Origin of the sequence: Candidatus Methylopumilus universalis (assembly GCF_006365315.1) — a bacterium.
Lineage (GTDB): Bacteria > Pseudomonadota > Gammaproteobacteria > Burkholderiales > Methylophilaceae > Methylopumilus > Methylopumilus universalis.
In genome coordinates, this window is sequence record NZ_CP040968.1 from 790,292 (window position 1) to 807,517 (window position 17,226).

Genomic DNA, 17,226 nt, shown 5'->3' on the forward strand with positions numbered 1-17,226 from the left:
TTTAGCAGACGAGGTGTAAGGAGGGAGTTTTTCAGGTTTTCTCTTTTTGATTGCTATAGTTTCCTAAATACGGGGTATACTACTTCAAAGCTTCAAGCACTATAAGGTTATTAACCTTTTAGTCTAATCCTCATCCTTCCTGTAAATGAGTTTTTCTCTAAATGAGTTTTTATCTAAAACTTTTTTGCAAGGAATACTCTGATGAGATTTATCGCACTACAAAAACTTCTTTTAATTACACTAGTCACTTTATCTGCGACAGTATTTGCAGGTAATAAAATTAATTGGGCAGGACTAAGTGTTGGTGTAAATACTGGAATTTCAAATAATTCTTATAATCTAACGCCCGTTGATAATTCGTTATCTGTAGCAGCTAGCGTAGCAGACTGCGGTTATGGAGGGGTCTCTGGATGTACTACTTGGAGCCAAAAACCAAAATCAGCAATTTTTGGTATAGAGACTTCTTACGACTTTCAAAGGAATGATTATGTTTACGGTCTTGGAATAAGATATTTAAATTTAGCCAGTGCAACAGCTACTAATTTATCTGACCAAGGCGCCGGGGATGATAATTTCAATACAAAAATTGAAAAAAATTACCAAGTTACCGGTCGTTTTGGCAAGGCAATTGGCAATGATCTGATTTATATTAAAGCTGGAATTTCATTTGCCGATGTTAAGTTTGATGTAATAGATGTAGAGGACAATCCAGTAAGTGGAAATAGATATGGAAGCAAGTGGTTTCATGGCGGCATATTAGGTCTTGGTCTAGACCATAAATTTAATGATAATCTGATATTTGGTGCAGAATTTAATCACATTTCTTATGCATCAGAAAATATTACTGCAAAAGGCACCAGCTCAGAGGGTTTAGCCTTAAAAGAAATTTACAGCCCTAAAAGCTTTCATTCTGAAAATGTAATTTTCAATTTAAGATATTTGTTTTAGATTTAGTAATCTATTTTCTAAAAGCCACTCATCGCAGTGGCTTTTTTATTGCCTGTTATTTTTGTGGGTATAAAAAACCACCTCTCGGTGGCTTCTTACTCTAACTAGTGAATGGTGGAGCTGGGGGGAATCGAACCCCCGTCCGTAAGCACTCTACAGAAAGTTCTACATGTTTAGCTATCGTTGTTTTTGTTTAACGGTTCAATCACCAACGAGCAAGCAATTTCGCCGCGAGTCACCTTAGTTTAATTATTAGTTAAGTGACCCAACCAATAACGAGTCTCTCTTTATGACGCTGCTGTGGTTGCCCACCCGACCGAGAGACACTTCGGTGCAGCGTCCAGCTGGATTAAGCAGCTAGAGCGTAAGTTTCGTCGTTTGCGACTATACTTGTTTCTAGATGGATTTACGAGGTAACTAGGCCTCGACATGCCCTCATCTGCTTTGCAACCCACGTCGAAACCGGGTCAGCCCCAAAGCTTTTCCATTATACCCTCATTATATTTATAATACAGACTACAAACCTTAAACCTACTCATATTACAAAGTTTAAAGGCTAGTTAAAACTTTATATAAATATCTAATGTGAATAATAATAATTTTAATTATAGACCTGATATAGATGGCCTCAGAGCGTTAGCTGTATTAGCGGTAGTTTTATTTCATGCCTTTCCTGAATTTATTAATGGTGGATTTATTGGCGTAGACATTTTCTTTGTAATTTCGGGCTACTTAATCTCATCAATAATTTTAAAAAATTTAGAAAACAACACTTTTAGCTTTACAGAATTTTATTTAAGGCGAATTAAAAGGATTTTTCCATCACTCATTATTGTACTTTTTAGCGCCCTTTGCTTTGCTTGGTTTACATTACTTGATGAAGAGTATCAACAATTAGGTAAGCATGCCTTTGGTGCAAGCACCTTCACCAATAATTTTATGTTTTGGCAGGAAAGGGGTTATTTTGACAATTCTTCTGATACAAAACCACTACTGCATCTTTGGTCTCTAAGCATTGAGGAACAGTTTTATGTGATATGGCCATTATTACTTTATTTTGCTTTTAAATGGAAACCGCATCTTGGTAAATTTTTACTTTTCATAACAATTGTATTTACTATACTTCATTTTTATATATTTCATCCAGACCGTCAGGCTGCTTTTTACGCACCTTACGCAAGATTTTATGAGTTACTTGTGGGCGCCTTCATTGCTTACAAACATATGTACTCATCCAAATCAAATAACCCGTTCTATATTAAATTTCAATTTCTAAAGTCTTTAATAGGCTTAGCCTTAATTTTTATAGGAATAAAAATCATAACAAAAACAAGTCATTTTCCAGGCTATTATGCTTTGTTATCGCCTGTTCTGGGTTCAGCGCTCATTATTGATAGCTCAAAAGAGTCCTTTTTAAACAAATATTTTCTCTCAAATAAACTTATGGTCTGGATCGGGCTTATTAGTTATCCTCTTTACCTATGGCATTGGCCCTTACTTTCATTTGCAACCATTATTGAAAGTCAAACACCCTCAGTTTTTTTAAGATTCGCTTTGGTTATTCTAGCTATAACTTTAGCAACACTTACTTACTATTTTATTGAAAAGCCTATTCGATTTGGAAAAGAAAAAAAATCGGGACTTATAAGCATTGGGCTTGTTGGGATCATGTTTTTAATTGGCATATTTGGTCTCACAATTTACCTAAATAAAGGGTTTCCAAAAAGAGATGCTGCAACCCCTATTATCAAAAACGAAGGAGATGTAGGTCATATTTTATTCCATGAATACTCTACAAAACATTTTTATTTATGCACCCCAACAAGCCTCCGAAATGAAGCTCTCAAGTGGGATGACAATATTAGATGCCTTCAATCCAAAAAAGACAGGGCGATAGATATCGCAGTTATAGGAGATAGTCACGCAGAGCATCTTTTTATCGGGATTGCAGAGGGACTTCCTCATTTAAATGTTGTTTACTATCAACAACCAACTCTTCCTATTATGGGTAACCAAAATTTTGATCATATTTTTGATTACGTTATTTCAGATAAAAATATTAAAGTTGTTCTGCTAAATGCATACTGGAGCAATCGCAAGCATGAATTACCCAAACATACTTCTTTAATTGATGGGCTTTCACATACTATTCATGTCTTATTCTCAAATCACAAAAAAATATATATTTTAGATGATGTCCCTTTTTTTTCATTCGATCCAAAACAATGTAAATTTGTAAGGCCTTTATCTTTTAAAAATAACTGTGTCGAAAATAAGAGTAATTTTGATAAAAATTATCAGGATTATTTACCTATTTTTGATTTACTTAAAAAAAATCATGAAGTTATAATTTTAAATACCGCGCCTCTATTTTGTGATGAAAAAAATTGCAGCATGGAAAAAAATGGAAAGGTTTTATACAGAGATGATACTCACCTGAATATCGAGGGATCGCGATATATCGGAAAATTTATTGCTGATGAAATGAAAAAAAATAAATTATTCTAAATTATTTTTTGTTAGCTGATCGCATAATTCTAGCTTTGTCGCGCTCCCAGTCTTTTTCTTTTTCAGTCTGACGTTTGTCATACTGTTTCTTGCCTTTGGCAAGCCCAATTTGTATCTTGATACGTCCAGTTTTGTAATGCATATCAATAGGCACTAAGGTATATCCCGAGCGCTCAACTTTGCCAATAAGCTTTGCAATTTCTTCGTTATGGAGGAGTAATTTTCGTGTGCGTATCGCATCAGGGCGAATGTGTGTGGATGCAGCGCCAAGAGGTGTAATATGGCAGCCAATCAGATAGATTTCACCACGCTGAATAATGACATAAGCCTCTTTTATATTAGTACGATTGTCTCGAATGGCTTTTACTTCCCAGCCCTCTAATACAATACCCGCCTCATAATTCTCTTCAATGAAGTAGTCATGGAACGCTTTTTTGTTTTGTACAATACTCATGAAAGACTATCTATACCTTAAAATACCTATTTTACGCTAATTCAATTTACCCCATGGCAGATGTCAAAAAAAATGTAATTGTGAATCACTCGGCTGAAAAGATGTTTAATCTTGTCGATCGCATCGAGGACTATCCTTTATTTCTTCCATGGTGTGGAGGCTCTCGAATTATAGAAAGAAATGATAAAGTGACAAAAGCTTCCATCCATATTAAATATAGCGGTGTAAACCAAGGTTTTACCACACAAAATACCAAAGACTACCCTCATCGCATTGACCTTAAGCTCATTGATGGTCCGTTTAAAGTGCTTGAAGGTTTTTGGATATTTACACCCATTCATGAAGACGCTTGTAGTATCGAATTTGATCTACATTATGAGTTTTCAAATTTTATTTTAGATAAATTGATCTCGCCGATATTTAGTAAAATTGCTAATACGTTTGTCGATGGTTTCGTGACACAAGCTGATAAAATATATTAATACGATTAAAAGACTCATAACTTATGCCGAATGAAATCCTCATTGAAGTTGCCTACGCGCTTCCTCAAAAACAAATGATTATTCCTATCAAGGTTAAGGCTGGGGCAACTGCAGAAGAAGCGATTAAAGCCTCAGGCATTATTAAAAAATTCCCTGAAATTGATTTAAAAATCAATCAAATTGGCATTTTTGGAAAGCTTACACAGCTCGATCACGTCATGCGTGAGCGCGATCGTATCGAAATTTACCGGCCCCTGATTGCCGATCCTAAAGAGATTAGACGCCAACGTGCGGCTGAAGGTAAAGTCATGAAAAAAGGTGGGGATGGCGCATAAAAGCACGCATTTCTTAGCCTAAACGATACTTTTTCTGTATAATTTCGTTTTGCGCAAAGGATCAAAAGATGCGTTTAATACAACAAGCACTCACTTTCGATGACGTGCTCCTCGTTCCAGCTCACTCCACAGTACTTCCACGCGAAGTTAATTTAACCACGCAATTGACTAAAAAAATTAAACTTCACATTCCCATTGTGTCAGCAGCTATGGATACAGTGACTGAATCAAGCTTAGCGATAGCATTAGCTCAAGAAGGTGGTCTTGGAATCATTCATAAAAATATGACGCCGCAAGAACAGGCTTACCAAGTATCCCGCGTAAAACGTTTTGAATCGGGTGTAGTCAACGACCCTATTACAATCAATCCTAATATGTCAGTGCGTGACGTCATGAGCCTGACGGCTCATCATAAAATCTCAGGCTTACCTGTCATTGATGGTGGCAAAATTGTGGGTATCGTCACAAACCGAGATTTACGTTTTGAAAACAATCTCGATCAACCTATTAAAAATATCATGACGCCACGCGATCGTTTGGTGACTGTCAAAGAAGGTGAATCAAAAGAAGAAGTGATTCGACTACTTCATCACCATCGTTTGGAACGTGTGCTTGTCATTGACAAGAACGATGTCTTAAAAGGTTTAATTACTGTTAAAGATATTCAGAAATCTTCAGACCATCCTTATGCATGTAAAGATGATAAGGGTAGACTGTGTGCAGGTGCTGCCGTCGGTGTTGGAGAAGGTACCGAAGCGCGCGTTGAATTATTAGCTGAAGCTCATGTTGATGTCATTGTAGTTGATACGGCACACGGTCATGCGCAAGGTGTTATCGATCGGGTGACGTGGGTAAAGAAACATTTTCCGCATATTGAAGTGATCGGTGGCAATATCGCGACCGCCGATGCGGCTAAAGCGCTCGTTGATGCGGGTGCTGATGGTGTGAAAGTCGGTATCGGTCCAGGTTCAATCTGTACCACGCGTATTGTAGCCGGCGTGGGTATTCCGCAAATTACAGCCATCAGTAATGTCGCTGAAGCTTTGAATAAACTGGGTATCCCATTCATTGGAGACGGTGGTATTCGGTTTTCAGGGGACGTTGCAAAAGCTATTGCAGCAGGAGCTCATTCTGTCATGTTAGGTTCCATGTTCGCAGGTACTGAAGAGGCCCCGGGTGAGGTAGAGCTTTTCCAAGGTAGATCGTACAAATCATACCGCGGTATGGGTTCCATTGGTGCGATGCAAAAAGGATCCTCCGATCGTTATTTCCAAGACTCAGAAAACAATGCAGACAAATTAGTACCCGAAGGTATCGAAGGACGTGTGCCTTACAAAGGTAGCGTCATTAATGTCATCCATCAATTGATGGGTGGTCTTCGTGCTTCAATGGGTTATGTGGGCGCTCGTACCATTGATGAAATGCGAAATAAAGCTAACTTTGTGCAAATTACCAGTGCAGGCATGCGTGAATCACATGTGCATGATGTACAAATTACCAAAGAAGCGCCTAACTACCGTGTCGATTAAATTCAATGTTATTTCAAAAGAGCCTCCGACCAAGGAGGCTTTTTAAATCGTATGGATAAAATTCTCATTCTTGACTTCGGTTCACAATACACACAGCTCATCGCACGTCGAGTGCGCGAGATGCATGTTTATTCTGAACTGCATTCGCACGATATGAGTGAAGAAGCAATCAAAGCTTTCCATCCGCAAGGTATTATTTTATCTGGTGGCCCTAACTCAGTTTACGAATCTGATACACCCCAAGCCCCCCCAATTGTTTTTGATTTAGGCATTCCTATTTTAGGTATTTGTTATGGCATGCAAACGATGGCAGCGCAACTCGGCGGCAAAGTTGAGAATGCAAATACGCGCGAATTTGGCTATGCAGAAATTAGAGCACATAATCATTCAACTCTTTTAGAAAATATTCAAGATAAAACGAATCCAGAAGGTCACGGACTTCTCGATGTATGGATGAGTCATGGAGACAAAGTGACAGCATTACCGCCTGAATTTAAGGTGATTGCAAGTAATACATCAACACCTATTGCCGGCATGATGCATGAAACAAAAAATTTCTATGGCGTGCAATTTCATCCAGAAGTCACGCACACCAAACAAGGCTTTGCTATTTTAAAACAATTTGTAAGTACTATTTGCAAATGCAAGCCAAACTGGACAATGCCCACCTATATCGAAACAGCAGTTAAACATATTCAAGATACCGTCAAAGATGATGAGGTCATTCTAGGTTTATCGGGTGGTGTTGATTCATCCGTTGCGGCGGCGCTCATTCATCGCGCGATTGGTGATCAACTCACTTGTGTTTTTGTAGATAACGGCTTACTCCGTTTAAATGAAGCCACACAAGTCATGAAAACATTTCACGATAACTTAGGTGTCAAAGTCATACATGTGGATGCATCGAATAAATTCTTGAAAGACCTAAAAGGTGTGACGGATCCGGAACAAAAGCGAAAAATTATTGGCCGTGAGTTTGTGGAGGTCTTTCAAAATGAGGCTCAAAAAATTCCAAAAGCCAAATGGTTAGCACAAGGCACAATTTATCCTGATGTGATTGAATCAGCGTCAGCCAAAACTAAAAAAGCACACACAATTAAAAGTCATCACAATGTTGGCGGCTTACCTGAAACATTGAACCTAAAATTATTAGAGCCCTTACGCGAACTCTTTAAAGATGAAGTGCGTGAATTGGGTGTGGCATTGCGGCTTCCTAAATCGATGGTCTATCGTCATCCTTTCCCTGGCCCTGGCCTAGGTGTTCGTATTTTAGGGGAAGTAAAATCAGAATTCGCAGATCTCCTCCGACGTGCAGATGCGATTTTTATTGAAGAGCTTATAAATTCAGGCTGGTATGACAAAACATCGCAAGCGTTTGCAGTTTTTTTACCAATAAAATCAGTGGGCGTCATGGGTGATGGTAGAACATACGAATATGTTGTGGCATTAAGAGCGGTAGTCACTTCTGATTTTATGACAGCACACTGGGCTGAACTTCCATATGATCTTTTAGGTAAAGTATCTAACCGTATTATTAATGAAGTACGCGGTATTAATCGTGTAGTTTACGATATATCAGGAAAACCACCTGCTACCATTGAGTGGGAATAATGACATTACTTAAAAAAATCATTAAGCTAAGTTTTAATGAGAGCGCTTATCAATTTAGGTCATAATTTAAAATTGTTTTATTAAATAAAAAAATATTTTCGCCTCGATAAATAAAATCGAAGTCAAATTTTGAAATTGACTTGATGAAATTTCTAGATGATCCAGAAAATGGCAACAACCAATCATGTAATTCAATAATTATTAAAGGAAATTTATTCATCCAATTAACGTCACCTTTGAATAAAGAATCCTCACCTCCTTCGATATCAATTTTTAAAATTAAACAATTACATTTTGTGCATGCAGGATGCAGAAGTATATCTGATGGAGAAATACTTCGAATTTTATTTAAATTATGCTTAACTTTATTTTTTTTAATGACATTTGTCCTAAAACCCCAATCTGAGAGCCCTGGATCCTGAAGTTCTAAAAATCCACTCTTATAGTCTATTGCCCCAAAAAAATTAAATACGTTTAATCCTGAAAGATTGGATTTTAATATTTTAAAATTCTTTATCTCTGGTTCAAGAGTATAAATAAATGAATTTGAAAAAGTCTTTGCAAAAAATAATGCTGATGCTCCGATATTAGCTCCAGCATCAATAATTAATGAGGGGGAAACTTTAGACATTTTATTATGATATTTAATTAATATTTTTCCCTGAGCCATATCCTCAATATTGTAATCTCCATTTCTAAATATTTGTTTCAAACATCCATTGTCTCCTTTAGAATGAGCCCTGTATGTGATATATGTCGAGAAATTTTTCTTTGCAATATGAATGCTTCGCATATTTTTTTTTAATAGTCCTAAAAAACCTAATTTACAGGTAAATATTATTTTTCGATAAATATTCATAGATTTGTCCTAAATAGATCTGTTAAAAAAAAATTATGTATGGCGTCAAATTTTTTTGCATTTATCAAACAATACTCTGCTTTTGCAATCTATAGTTGAAATAAGATAATAATAATTGGTATTAGTAAAATTAATTGTCCAGTAATTCTATAAAATAGAAGATATCTTTAGATTGAAGAAGATCTTAAATTAGGAAATAATTATGAGTCGCGCATTTGTTAAAGAGAATGATTTAGAACATGCAGGGATTGATATCCTTGAGAGGCCCCTAAGTAATGAGCCTAATTATGTTACGCCAAATGGACTAAAGCTCCTTAATGCACAAATTGATGCACTTGAAGTTGAACGTGCACAATTAAAACAAAAAAAAGATGATCCTATCGCTAAACAAAAAATTGCCATCCTAGAGCGCGATATGCGTTATTATGCAGCGCGGATTGAATCAGCGATTCTCACCAAACCTTCGGAAGAAGATCATTTAATTGTATTGTTTGGGGCCAAAGTAACCGTAGAAGACGGAAAAGGTCAATTGAGTACTTACGAAATTGTTGGTGAGGATGAAGCGGACATTCATAAAGCCAAGGTGAGTTATTTGTCACCTTTAGCTGAAGCGCTCATCGGTGCAAAATTAAATGATGAAGTGATATGGGAAAAACCGATGGGTGATACCTATCTCACGATACAAAAAATAGAATATTAATTTTTTAAGAGAGACAAAAGATGCAAGTTAAGGAAGCCATACAACAAAGAAGATCTATTAAGCATTTTGATACTAACCATGCGATGACTGAAAAAGAGATCCATGAAATTCTTTCCCATGCGATTCTTTCTCCCACAGCGTTTAATATTCAGAACTGGCGATTTGTCGTGGTTACAGATAAAGCTTTACGTCAAAAAATTCGTGCAGTGAGCTGGGGTCAAGCGCAAGTTGAAGAGGCTTCTATATTAATAGTGCTGGTAGCCGATCTTATGTCTTGGAATAAAGAACCAGCTCGCTATTGGAAAGATGCTCCGAAGCCTGTGCGGGATTATTTAGTACCAGCCATTCATCAATATTACAATGATAAACCTCAAGCGCAGCGTGATGAGGCGATGCGCTCATGCGGCATGGCGGCTATGAATATTATGCTCACCGCTAAATCGATGGGTTACGATACCTGCCCTATGGATGGTTTTGATTTTGATAAAGTGAGTGAGCTTTTAAATCTCCCAAAAGACCATACCCCTGCGATGTTTGTTTGTGTGGGCAAAGGCATTAAAGAAGCTATGCCACGTGGTGGCCAACTTCCGCTTGACCAAGTTGTAATACAAAATCAGTTTAAATAAAAAATTTTAAGGGAATTAAAGCGTGCTTATAAGTAATAACATCACCATACAGTTTGGTGCAAAACCACTTTTTGAAAATGTCTCAGTTAAATTTGGCGACGGTAATCGCTACGGACTCATTGGCGCTAATGGTTGTGGAAAATCCACTTTTATGAAAATTTTAGCAGGCGTATTAGACCCAACATCAGGCAATATCTCACTCGATAAGAATGAGCGTATGTCATGGCTTAAACAAGATCAATTCGCATATGAAGATCAGCGTGTATTAGATGTAGTCATGATGGGACACGAAGAGATGTGGAAAGCGAATGAAGAAAAAAATGCAATCTACATGAATCCAGAAGCATCCGAAGAAGATTACATGAAAGCTGCTGAATTAGAGGGTGTGTATGCAGAGTTTGATGGTTATACGGCAGAAGCCCGAGCAGGTGAATTACTCATTGGTGTTGGCATTCCGATCGAGCAGCATCAAGGTCCTATGAGTGCTATTGCACCCGGCTTTAAATTACGCGTACTACTAACGCAAGCCATTTTTTCGAATCCAGATATTTTGTTACTTGATGAACCTACCAACAACTTAGATATTCATACGATTCAATGGCTAGAAGATACATTAAACAATCGTAACTCCACCATGATTATCATTTCTCATGATAGGCACTTCTTAAATCGGGTATGCACACACATGGCAGACATGGATTATGGGAAGCTCGCAGTCTATCCCGGTAATTATGATAATTACATGGAAGCCTCCACCATGGCTCGTCAACAAAAATTAAAAGATAACGATAAGGCAAAGGAACAGATTGCAGAATTACAAGAATTCGTGAGACGCTTTTCGGCTAATGCATCAAAAGCGCGTCAAGCAACAAGTCGAGCAAAACAGATTGATAAAATTAAGGTGGAAGAATTTGTGCCGTCTAGTCGTCAATACCCATATATTCGTTTTGATTATGATGATAAGGATAAACTTCATCGACAAGCGGTAGAAATTAAAAACTTAAGTCACGGTTTTGATCAGCCATTATTTAATAATTTTAATTTACTCGTTGAAGCAGGTGAACGTATTGCAGTCATTGGAGAAAATGGTATTGGTAAAACAACTTTTCTTCGATGTTTAGCGGGTGATCTTAAACCTAACCATGGTGATATCAAGTGGGCTGAAAAAGCAAAGATTGGTTATTTTGCGCAAGACCATGCAATCGACTTCGAAAAAGATGTCACATTATTTGATTGGATGAAAGACTGCGCACAATCCGGTGAAGATGATCAAGCCATCCGTAGTATTTTAGGTAGACTTTTATTTTCAGGTGAGGACACGAAAAAATCAGTGAAAGTTTTATCTGGGGGAGAACAAGGCCGCATGCTCTTCGGAAAATTGATGCTTGCAAAAACGAATGTACTTCTTATGGATGAACCTACAAATCACATGGATATGGAATCGATCGAGTCTTTAAATACCGCACTCGACAAATACAAAGGCACTTTATTTTTTGTGAGTCACGACCGTGAATTTGTGAGTTCTATTGCAACGCGTATTATTGAGATCAAAGAAGATCGCATTATTGATTTCTCTGGCAACTACGAAGACTACCTCATCAACCAGGGACAGGCGACTTAATTTATTCTTTCGATGCGCGCTTACGCTCGTGTTCGAGTAAGAAACGTTTACGAATACGAATCGATTTTGGCGTAATTTCAACTAACTCATCATCCTCAATAAATTCCACTGCGGATTCCAATGTTAACTGAATAGGTGGTACCAATCTCACCGCCTCATCCGTACCTGATGCACGCACGTTCGTGAGTTGCTTACCTTTAATTGGATTCACAATAAGATCATTGTCTCTGGAATGAATACCAATCACCATACCTTCATATAGTTTATCGCCCGGGCTTGAATACATGCGACCGCGGTCTTGGAGTTTCCATAAGGCATAAGCAACAGCTTCACCGTGCTCCGCTGAAATCAATACACCGTTTCGACGTCCTGGCATATCAGGTTTCACGGGTGCGTATTCATCAAACACGTGAGCCATCAATCCAGTACCTTTAGTCATCGTCATGAATTCACCTTGGAAACCAATAAGTCCTCGTGCAGGAATTTTATATTCTAAACGTGTACGGCCATTACCATCGGATTCCATATTTTGCACTTCGCCACGGCGACGGCCTAATTCTTCCATCACAGCACCTTGCGTATCATCTTCTAAGTCAACTGTTAAGACTTCATAAGGCTCACACTTTTGACCATTGATTTCACGATAGACGACACGTGGTTTACCCACAGCCATTTCAAAACCTTCACGACGCATATTCTCTAATAAAATAGTAAGGTGAAGTTCTCCCCGACCTGAAACGCGGAATACATCTGCATCTTGCGTGTCTTCCACTTTAAGTGCCACATTCACTAATAATTCTTTTGTTAAACGATCCCGAATTTGTCGACTCGTCACAAACTTACCTTCGGTACCAGCTAGGGGCGAAGTATTAACCATAAAGTCCATCGTCAATGTCGGCTCATCCACTGCCATGATAGGAAGACCCACTGGGTTATTTGTGTCAGCAATTGTCACACCAATACCAATTTCTTCGATACCAGAAATAATCACAATATCGCCAGCTTCAGCTTCTTCTACTGGAATTCTTTCTAAACCTTTAAAGCCTAAAACTTGATTGATACGGCCTTGTGAGACTTGTTTATCGCCATGCATGACAACGACAGATTGGCCTGATTTGATCACACCATTTTTAATTTTACCGACACCCAAGCGACCCGTATAAGTCGAATAATCAAGTGCTGAAATTTGTAATTGAAGCGGCTTATCACGACTGCCCTCTGGAGGTGCAACATGCTTTAGTACCGTTTCAAATAATGGTTTCATTGTGTCTGATTTTTGGTTCATATCAAGCGTTGCAAAACCATTCAATGCAGATGCATATACAATCGGAAAATCGAGCTGCTCATCCGTTGCACCTAAGTTCGCAAATAAATCGAATGTATGGTTAATCACCCAATCAGGGCGTGCACCTGGACGATCTACTTTGTTAATGACGACAATAGGTTTTAAACCTAATGCCAAAGCTTTTTTAGTCACGAAGCGTGTTTGAGGCATAGGGCCTTCAACTGCATCCACAAGCAACACCACGCCATCAACCATACCTAATACGCGCTCTACTTCGCCACCGAAGTCCGCGTGTCCTGGGGTATCCACAATATTAATGTGCGTACCTTCAAAGTTCACTGCGGTATTTTTAGCTAGAATTGTAATGCCGCGTTCTTTTTCAATATCGTTGGAATCCATAACGCGTTCAGTGACTGCTTGATGCTGTGCGAAGGTGCCTGATTGCTGAAGAAGTTTATCGACGAGGGTGGTTTTGCCATGGTCCACGTGGGCGATGATGGCAATGTTTCTTAAATTGCGTGACATAAAAAGTGCTACCAAAATTGAATTGAGGCCGAATTCTAGCATATTATGGGCAAAATAAGCTTTGATATTCATGGATTTATCTATATACTGCGCACTCACATCAAGTAACACATTGCGCGTTTAAATCTAGTGATTGGAAGTTTTGAATTTTTTAAAAGATTAAATGCACCCAACCCCTTTTTAAGGAGTACGACATTGTCTTTTGAATCATTAAACCTCGACCCACAAATCCTGCGCGCTTTAAGTAGCGTAGGTTATACAACGCCCACCCCCATTCAAGCCAAATCCATCCCTGTCATTATGGAAGGTCATGATCTCATGGCATCCGCACAAACAGGAACGGGTAAAACAGCCGCATTTATTTTGCCCGCATTAAATCTTCTTGCCACACCACATCCCCTGAAGGATCGTGGCCCACGTATTTTGGTGTTAACCCCAACGCGAGAACTAGCAGCACAAATTAATGAAGCCGCGCGCAAGTACGGCACATTTATCAAAGCTAAAACCACTAGCATCGTTGGTGGCATGCCTTATCCATTACAGAATAAATTATTGTCACAACCTTTGGATATTTTAATCGCGACCCCAGGTCGACTCTTAGACCACATGGAACGTGGCCGTATCAATTTGTCTAGGTTACAAATGTTAGTGTTAGATGAAGCTGACCGTATGCTTGATATGGGATTTATTCCTGACGTTAAAAAGATTTGTGCAGCCATTAATACAAAACATCAAACCTTATTATTCTCAGCAACACTTGACGGACAGATTAGTAAGATTGCCAAAGATCTTTTACACAATCCTAAAACGATCGAGATCTCACACTCTAAAGAGAAGCACGAAAATATTACGCAAAATATGTATTTCGTGGATAACTTAAACCACAAAAATAAATTACTTGAACATCTTCTGATTCAACCGGGTGTGAAACAAACGATTATTTTCACCTCCACTAAACGTCATGCTGATTTATTAGCTGATGAGCTCTATAACGCAGGCCACAAAACAGGGGCACTTCATGGTGATATGACACAAGGAGCTCGTAATCGAACGCTAACTAAATTTAGACATGGTGATATTAGTGTTTTAGTGGCAACTGATGTTGCAGCGCGCGGTATTGATGTCGATGGTATTACGCACGTGATCAATTACGATCTTCCTAAATTCGCAGAAGACTATGTGCATCGTATTGGTCGTACAGGTCGAGCTAAAAAAGAAGGTGTCGCAATTTCATTTGTAGCACCCATGGATGGCAAAGCACTTCGTGATATTGAAAAATATACAGGCCACAAAATTGATGCGAAAGTGATGGTAGGCTTTGAACCTAAAGTTCAATCACGTGATCAGTTAGGTGAAGAAAGAAAATCAAAATCTCGCGGTGGAAAACGTAGCTTTGGAGACAAAAAATCATTTGGTGACAAAAAGCCCTATGGAGATAAGAAATCCTTCGGAGATAGAAAACTTTTTGGTGAGAAAAAATCCTTTGGCGACAGAAGCTCTAGTGAACGAAAATCATTCGGTGATAAAAAGCCATTTGGCGATAGACCATCTTTTGGAGAAAAGAAATCCTTCGGAGATAAAAAACCGTTTAGAAAAGACTTTGGTGCGACCGATGCACCTAAGCGAGATAGCGAACCTAGAACGCCTAGAAGTCCTTTTGAGAAAAAAGCTACTGAAAAAAGATTGTTTGGAAAAACATCAGACACAAAACCTAGCTTTAATCGATCAGATGCAGATAAAAAAGCATTTGGCGATAAAAAGACTTTCGGTGAAAAAAAATCCTTTAGTGACAGAAAACCAAGTGACAGGAAATTAAGTGATCGAAAGCCGGCTGCCAAACGTGAATCCGCGCCAAAAACTTTTGCTAAAAAGCCAACAACGATTAGAACATTTAGATCTTCCGATTCAAAATCAGAAGCACCAAAACGTAAATCACGCGTTTAAAATAATTACTGATTTCGCATGAAGTCAGCGATGGGATAAAGCGCATTCAAAAGCGCTTTTATTTTTGCTTCTTCCATATTTAAATTAAGCATACCCTTCGTCATGCAATAAATCCATTGGTCACGCTCCTCTTCGCCTATTTTAAAAGGTAAGTGACGACGTCTTAAGAATGGATGTCCATATCGCTCAATATAAAGTTGCGGTCCACCTGTCCAACCACTTAAGAACATAAAAAGTTTTTCACGCGATGAAGTTAAATCTTCCGGATGCATCTGGCGAATTTTTTTGGCTTTTTCATCCTTATCCATCACATCATAAAACGCTTCAACGATGGCTCTTATTTGATTTGTGGCATCAGGCTCACCGCCTAAAAGATCAAAAAGAGATTGCGGTGTTGACGCGGAGGGTTGAGACATTAAACAGATGTTTTAACGAGGGATGCTACTTTTTGGGCTCTTGCTCTTGCCTCACTTATATTATCAGCAGATGCTAAAGCCACACCCATGCGTCGACGCTTAAATGAAGTGGGCTTACCAAAAAGTCTTAGATCTGATTCTGGAACTCCTAATGCTTTTTCAATATTTTCAAAATGAATACCATCTGCATCGTGATTACCATAAATCACAGCGCTCGCAGACGGACGGGTTAAAGTTGTATTCACTGGCAAACCTAAAATGGCACGTGCGTGTAATTCAAATTCGTTCTGACATTGGCTCGCCATGGTTACCATGCCTGTGTCATGCGGTCTTGGGCTTACTTCTGAAAACCATACTTGGTCATCTTTAATAAAGAGCTCCACACCAAATAAACCTAGACCACCTAAAGCATCCGTAATTTTTTTAGCAATATCGCGTGCTTTTTTTAATGCCACTTCATGCATGGGTTGCGGTTGCCAACTCTCTACATAATCACCCTGCTCTTGTTTGTGTCCAATCGGCTCACAGAAGGTTGTTTCGATGCCACCCTTTTCGTTTTTGGCTCTAACGGTCAGTAAAGTAATTTCATAATCAAAATCAATTTGACCTTCAACAATGACCACCCCCTTATCAACCCGTCCTGCTGACGCTGCATAATCCCAAGCGTCTTTGACTTTCGATGTATCAGTGATACGTGATTGGCCTTTGCCAGAAGATGACATGGTAGGTTTCACAAAGCATGGATAACCAATCCCACTATCAATGGCCTTTTGTAATTCATCTAAACTTTTAGCGAACGCAAATGGGGATGTAGGGAGCTTTAATTGATTAGAAGCTAAATCACGAATACCTTCGCGATTCATAGTAAGCTGAACAGCATTCACTGTTGGGATCACAATCGCATCACCACTTTTTTCAATTTGCGCTAAAACGTCAGTATTAATCGCTTCAATTTCAGGAACAATATAATGGGGTTTTTCGAGTTTAACTAAATTTAAAAGGGCATCACCATTCGTCATATCAATAACATGGGATCGATGCGCAACCTGATGTCCCGGAGCATTCTCATAACGATCTACCGCAATGACTTCCACACCTAAACGCTGCAAAGCAATAATAACTTCTTTACCAAGTTCACCGCTTCCAAGAAGCATGACGCGTGTGGCATTTGGGGATAGTGGGGTACCGATCTTCATACTTAAAATAATATCACGAGGGAGGGCTCTCTTTTGACTTCTTGGGATAAAAAAAGGGATTCAAAAATGAATCCCTTTTAAAAAAACCCTTTACTCGTGGAGTCGAGCGCGTCTCGTTATAAGCTTTAATGGCAAGTATTAAGACAAGACCACTTTAGCTTTTCCTTTTCAATCACGCCTGATCTTT

The 17,226-nt window shown here is 38.7% G+C and carries 15 protein-coding genes and 1 other RNA gene; 10 read left to right on the forward strand and 6 right to left on the reverse strand.

Annotation, left to right across the window (positions count from 1 at the left end; genetic code table 11):
* The first annotated feature begins 201 nt into the window (after positions 1–201).
* Positions 202–948 (forward strand): outer membrane protein, encoded by a 747-nt coding sequence (locus FIT79_RS04210; protein ID WP_139875727.1) that lies wholly within the window; start codon positions 202–204, stop codon positions 946–948.
* A 112-nt stretch (positions 949–1,060) separates the two neighbouring features.
* Here the strand turns inward: FIT79_RS04210 and ssrA are convergent.
* Positions 1,061–1,423: a transfer-messenger RNA gene (ssrA, locus tag FIT79_RS04215) on the reverse strand.
* 110 nt (positions 1,424–1,533) lie between these two features.
* Here ssrA and FIT79_RS04220 point away from each other — a divergent pair.
* Entirely contained in the window at positions 1,534–3,456 is a 1,923-nt protein-coding gene (locus FIT79_RS04220) for an acyltransferase family protein (RefSeq protein WP_189644848.1), read from the forward strand.
* Between the two features lies 1 nt (position 3,457).
* Here FIT79_RS04220 and smpB read toward each other — a convergent pair whose 3' ends face one another.
* On the reverse strand, positions 3,458–3,910 hold the full coding sequence (gene smpB / locus FIT79_RS04225; RefSeq protein ID WP_139875729.1) for an SsrA-binding protein SmpB: 453 nt from the start codon (positions 3,908–3,910) through the stop codon (positions 3,458–3,460).
* A gap of 53 nt (positions 3,911–3,963) precedes the next feature.
* Here smpB and FIT79_RS04230 point away from each other — a divergent pair, with 53 nt between their 5' ends.
* The 4 genes from FIT79_RS04230 to guaA all read left to right on the forward strand — a co-directional run bounded on the left by FIT79_RS04230 (position 3,964) and on the right by guaA (position 7,867).
* Positions 3,964–4,392 (forward strand): type II toxin-antitoxin system RatA family toxin, encoded by a 429-nt coding sequence (locus FIT79_RS04230; protein WP_139875730.1) that lies wholly within the window; start codon positions 3,964–3,966, stop codon positions 4,390–4,392.
* 23 nt (positions 4,393–4,415) lie between these two features.
* Positions 4,416–4,727, forward strand: coding sequence for an RnfH family protein (locus FIT79_RS04235; protein ID WP_139875731.1), 312 nt, complete (start codon positions 4,416–4,418; stop codon positions 4,725–4,727).
* A 68-nt stretch (positions 4,728–4,795) separates the two neighbouring features.
* The gene (guaB, locus tag FIT79_RS04240) at positions 4,796–6,256 is read left to right on the forward strand and encodes an IMP dehydrogenase (RefSeq protein ID WP_139875732.1); all 1,461 of its coding nucleotides are present in this window, start codon (positions 4,796–4,798) and stop codon (positions 6,254–6,256) included.
* Positions 6,257–6,307: 51 nt separating this feature from the next.
* A complete protein-coding gene (guaA, locus tag FIT79_RS04245; RefSeq protein WP_139875733.1) occupies positions 6,308–7,867 on the forward strand; it encodes a glutamine-hydrolyzing GMP synthase in 1,560 nt (519 codons plus the stop codon).
* A gap of 49 nt (positions 7,868–7,916) precedes the next feature.
* On the opposite strand, the gene FIT79_RS04250 is transcribed toward guaA, so the two are convergent.
* A complete protein-coding gene (locus tag FIT79_RS04250) occupies positions 7,917–8,726 on the reverse strand; it encodes an FkbM family methyltransferase (RefSeq protein WP_139875734.1) in 810 nt (269 codons plus the stop codon).
* A gap of 202 nt (positions 8,727–8,928) precedes the next feature.
* Between FIT79_RS04250 and FIT79_RS04255 the strand changes: the two genes are divergently transcribed.
* From FIT79_RS04255 to FIT79_RS04265, 3 genes are read left to right on the forward strand one after another with little or no spacing between them, the layout of a single operon-like run.
* Positions 8,929–9,426, forward strand: a complete 498-nt coding sequence (locus FIT79_RS04255) for a GreA/GreB family elongation factor (RefSeq protein ID WP_139875735.1) — start codon at positions 8,929–8,931, stop codon at positions 9,424–9,426.
* 20 nt (positions 9,427–9,446) lie between these two features.
* Complete coding sequence (locus FIT79_RS04260; protein WP_139875737.1) at positions 9,447–10,052, forward strand: nitroreductase family protein; 606 nt, start codon at positions 9,447–9,449, stop codon at positions 10,050–10,052.
* 22 nt (positions 10,053–10,074) lie between these two features.
* The gene (locus FIT79_RS04265; protein ID WP_139875738.1) at positions 10,075–11,673 is read left to right on the forward strand and encodes an ABC-F family ATPase; all 1,599 of its coding nucleotides are present in this window, start codon (positions 10,075–10,077) and stop codon (positions 11,671–11,673) included.
* A 1-nt stretch (position 11,674) separates the two neighbouring features.
* Here FIT79_RS04265 and typA read toward each other — a convergent pair whose 3' ends face one another.
* On the reverse strand, positions 11,675–13,483 hold the full coding sequence (typA, locus tag FIT79_RS04270) for a translational GTPase TypA (RefSeq protein WP_139868861.1): 1,809 nt from the start codon (positions 13,481–13,483) through the stop codon (positions 11,675–11,677).
* 195 nt (positions 13,484–13,678) lie between these two features.
* Between typA and FIT79_RS04275 the strand changes: the two genes are divergently transcribed.
* The gene (locus tag FIT79_RS04275) at positions 13,679–15,427 is read left to right on the forward strand and encodes a DEAD/DEAH box helicase (protein ID WP_139875740.1); all 1,749 of its coding nucleotides are present in this window, start codon (positions 13,679–13,681) and stop codon (positions 15,425–15,427) included.
* Positions 15,428–15,432: 5 nt separating this feature from the next.
* Here the strand turns inward: FIT79_RS04275 and FIT79_RS04280 are convergent, their stop codons facing one another.
* A complete protein-coding gene (locus FIT79_RS04280; RefSeq protein ID WP_139875742.1) occupies positions 15,433–15,843 on the reverse strand; it encodes a group II truncated hemoglobin in 411 nt (136 codons plus the stop codon).
* Positions 15,843–17,039, reverse strand: coding sequence for a formate-dependent phosphoribosylglycinamide formyltransferase (purT, locus tag FIT79_RS04285; RefSeq protein WP_139875743.1), 1,197 nt, complete (start codon positions 17,037–17,039; stop codon positions 15,843–15,845). Before purT ends, FIT79_RS04280 begins: the two co-directional genes overlap by 1 nt.
* Positions 17,040–17,226: the final 187 nt, after the last annotated feature.

Coding starts and splice junctions, on each gene's coding strand:
- smpB (WP_139875729.1), bottom strand. CDS start 3,910: ATGAGTATTGTACAAAACAAAAAAGCGTTCCATGACTACTTCATTGAA.
- FIT79_RS04255 (WP_139875735.1), top strand. CDS start 8,929: ATGAGTCGCGCATTTGTTAAAGAGAATGATTTAGAACATGCAGGGATT.
- FIT79_RS04260 (WP_139875737.1), top strand. CDS start 9,447: ATGCAAGTTAAGGAAGCCATACAACAAAGAAGATCTATTAAGCATTTT.
- FIT79_RS04230 (WP_139875730.1), top strand. CDS start 3,964: ATGGCAGATGTCAAAAAAAATGTAATTGTGAATCACTCGGCTGAAAAG.
- FIT79_RS04280 (WP_139875742.1), bottom strand. CDS start 15,843: ATGTCTCAACCCTCCGCGTCAACACCGCAATCTCTTTTTGATCTTTTA.
- guaA (WP_139875733.1), top strand. CDS start 6,308: ATGGATAAAATTCTCATTCTTGACTTCGGTTCACAATACACACAGCTC.
- guaB (WP_139875732.1), top strand. CDS start 4,796: ATGCGTTTAATACAACAAGCACTCACTTTCGATGACGTGCTCCTCGTT.
- purT (WP_139875743.1), bottom strand. CDS start 17,039: ATGAAGATCGGTACCCCACTATCCCCAAATGCCACACGCGTCATGCTT.
- typA (WP_139868861.1), bottom strand. CDS start 13,483: ATGTCACGCAATTTAAGAAACATTGCCATCATCGCCCACGTGGACCAT.
- FIT79_RS04210 (WP_139875727.1), top strand. CDS start 202: ATGAGATTTATCGCACTACAAAAACTTCTTTTAATTACACTAGTCACT.
- FIT79_RS04235 (WP_139875731.1), top strand. CDS start 4,416: ATGCCGAATGAAATCCTCATTGAAGTTGCCTACGCGCTTCCTCAAAAA.
- FIT79_RS04250 (WP_139875734.1), bottom strand. CDS start 8,726: ATGAATATTTATCGAAAAATAATATTTACCTGTAAATTAGGTTTTTTA.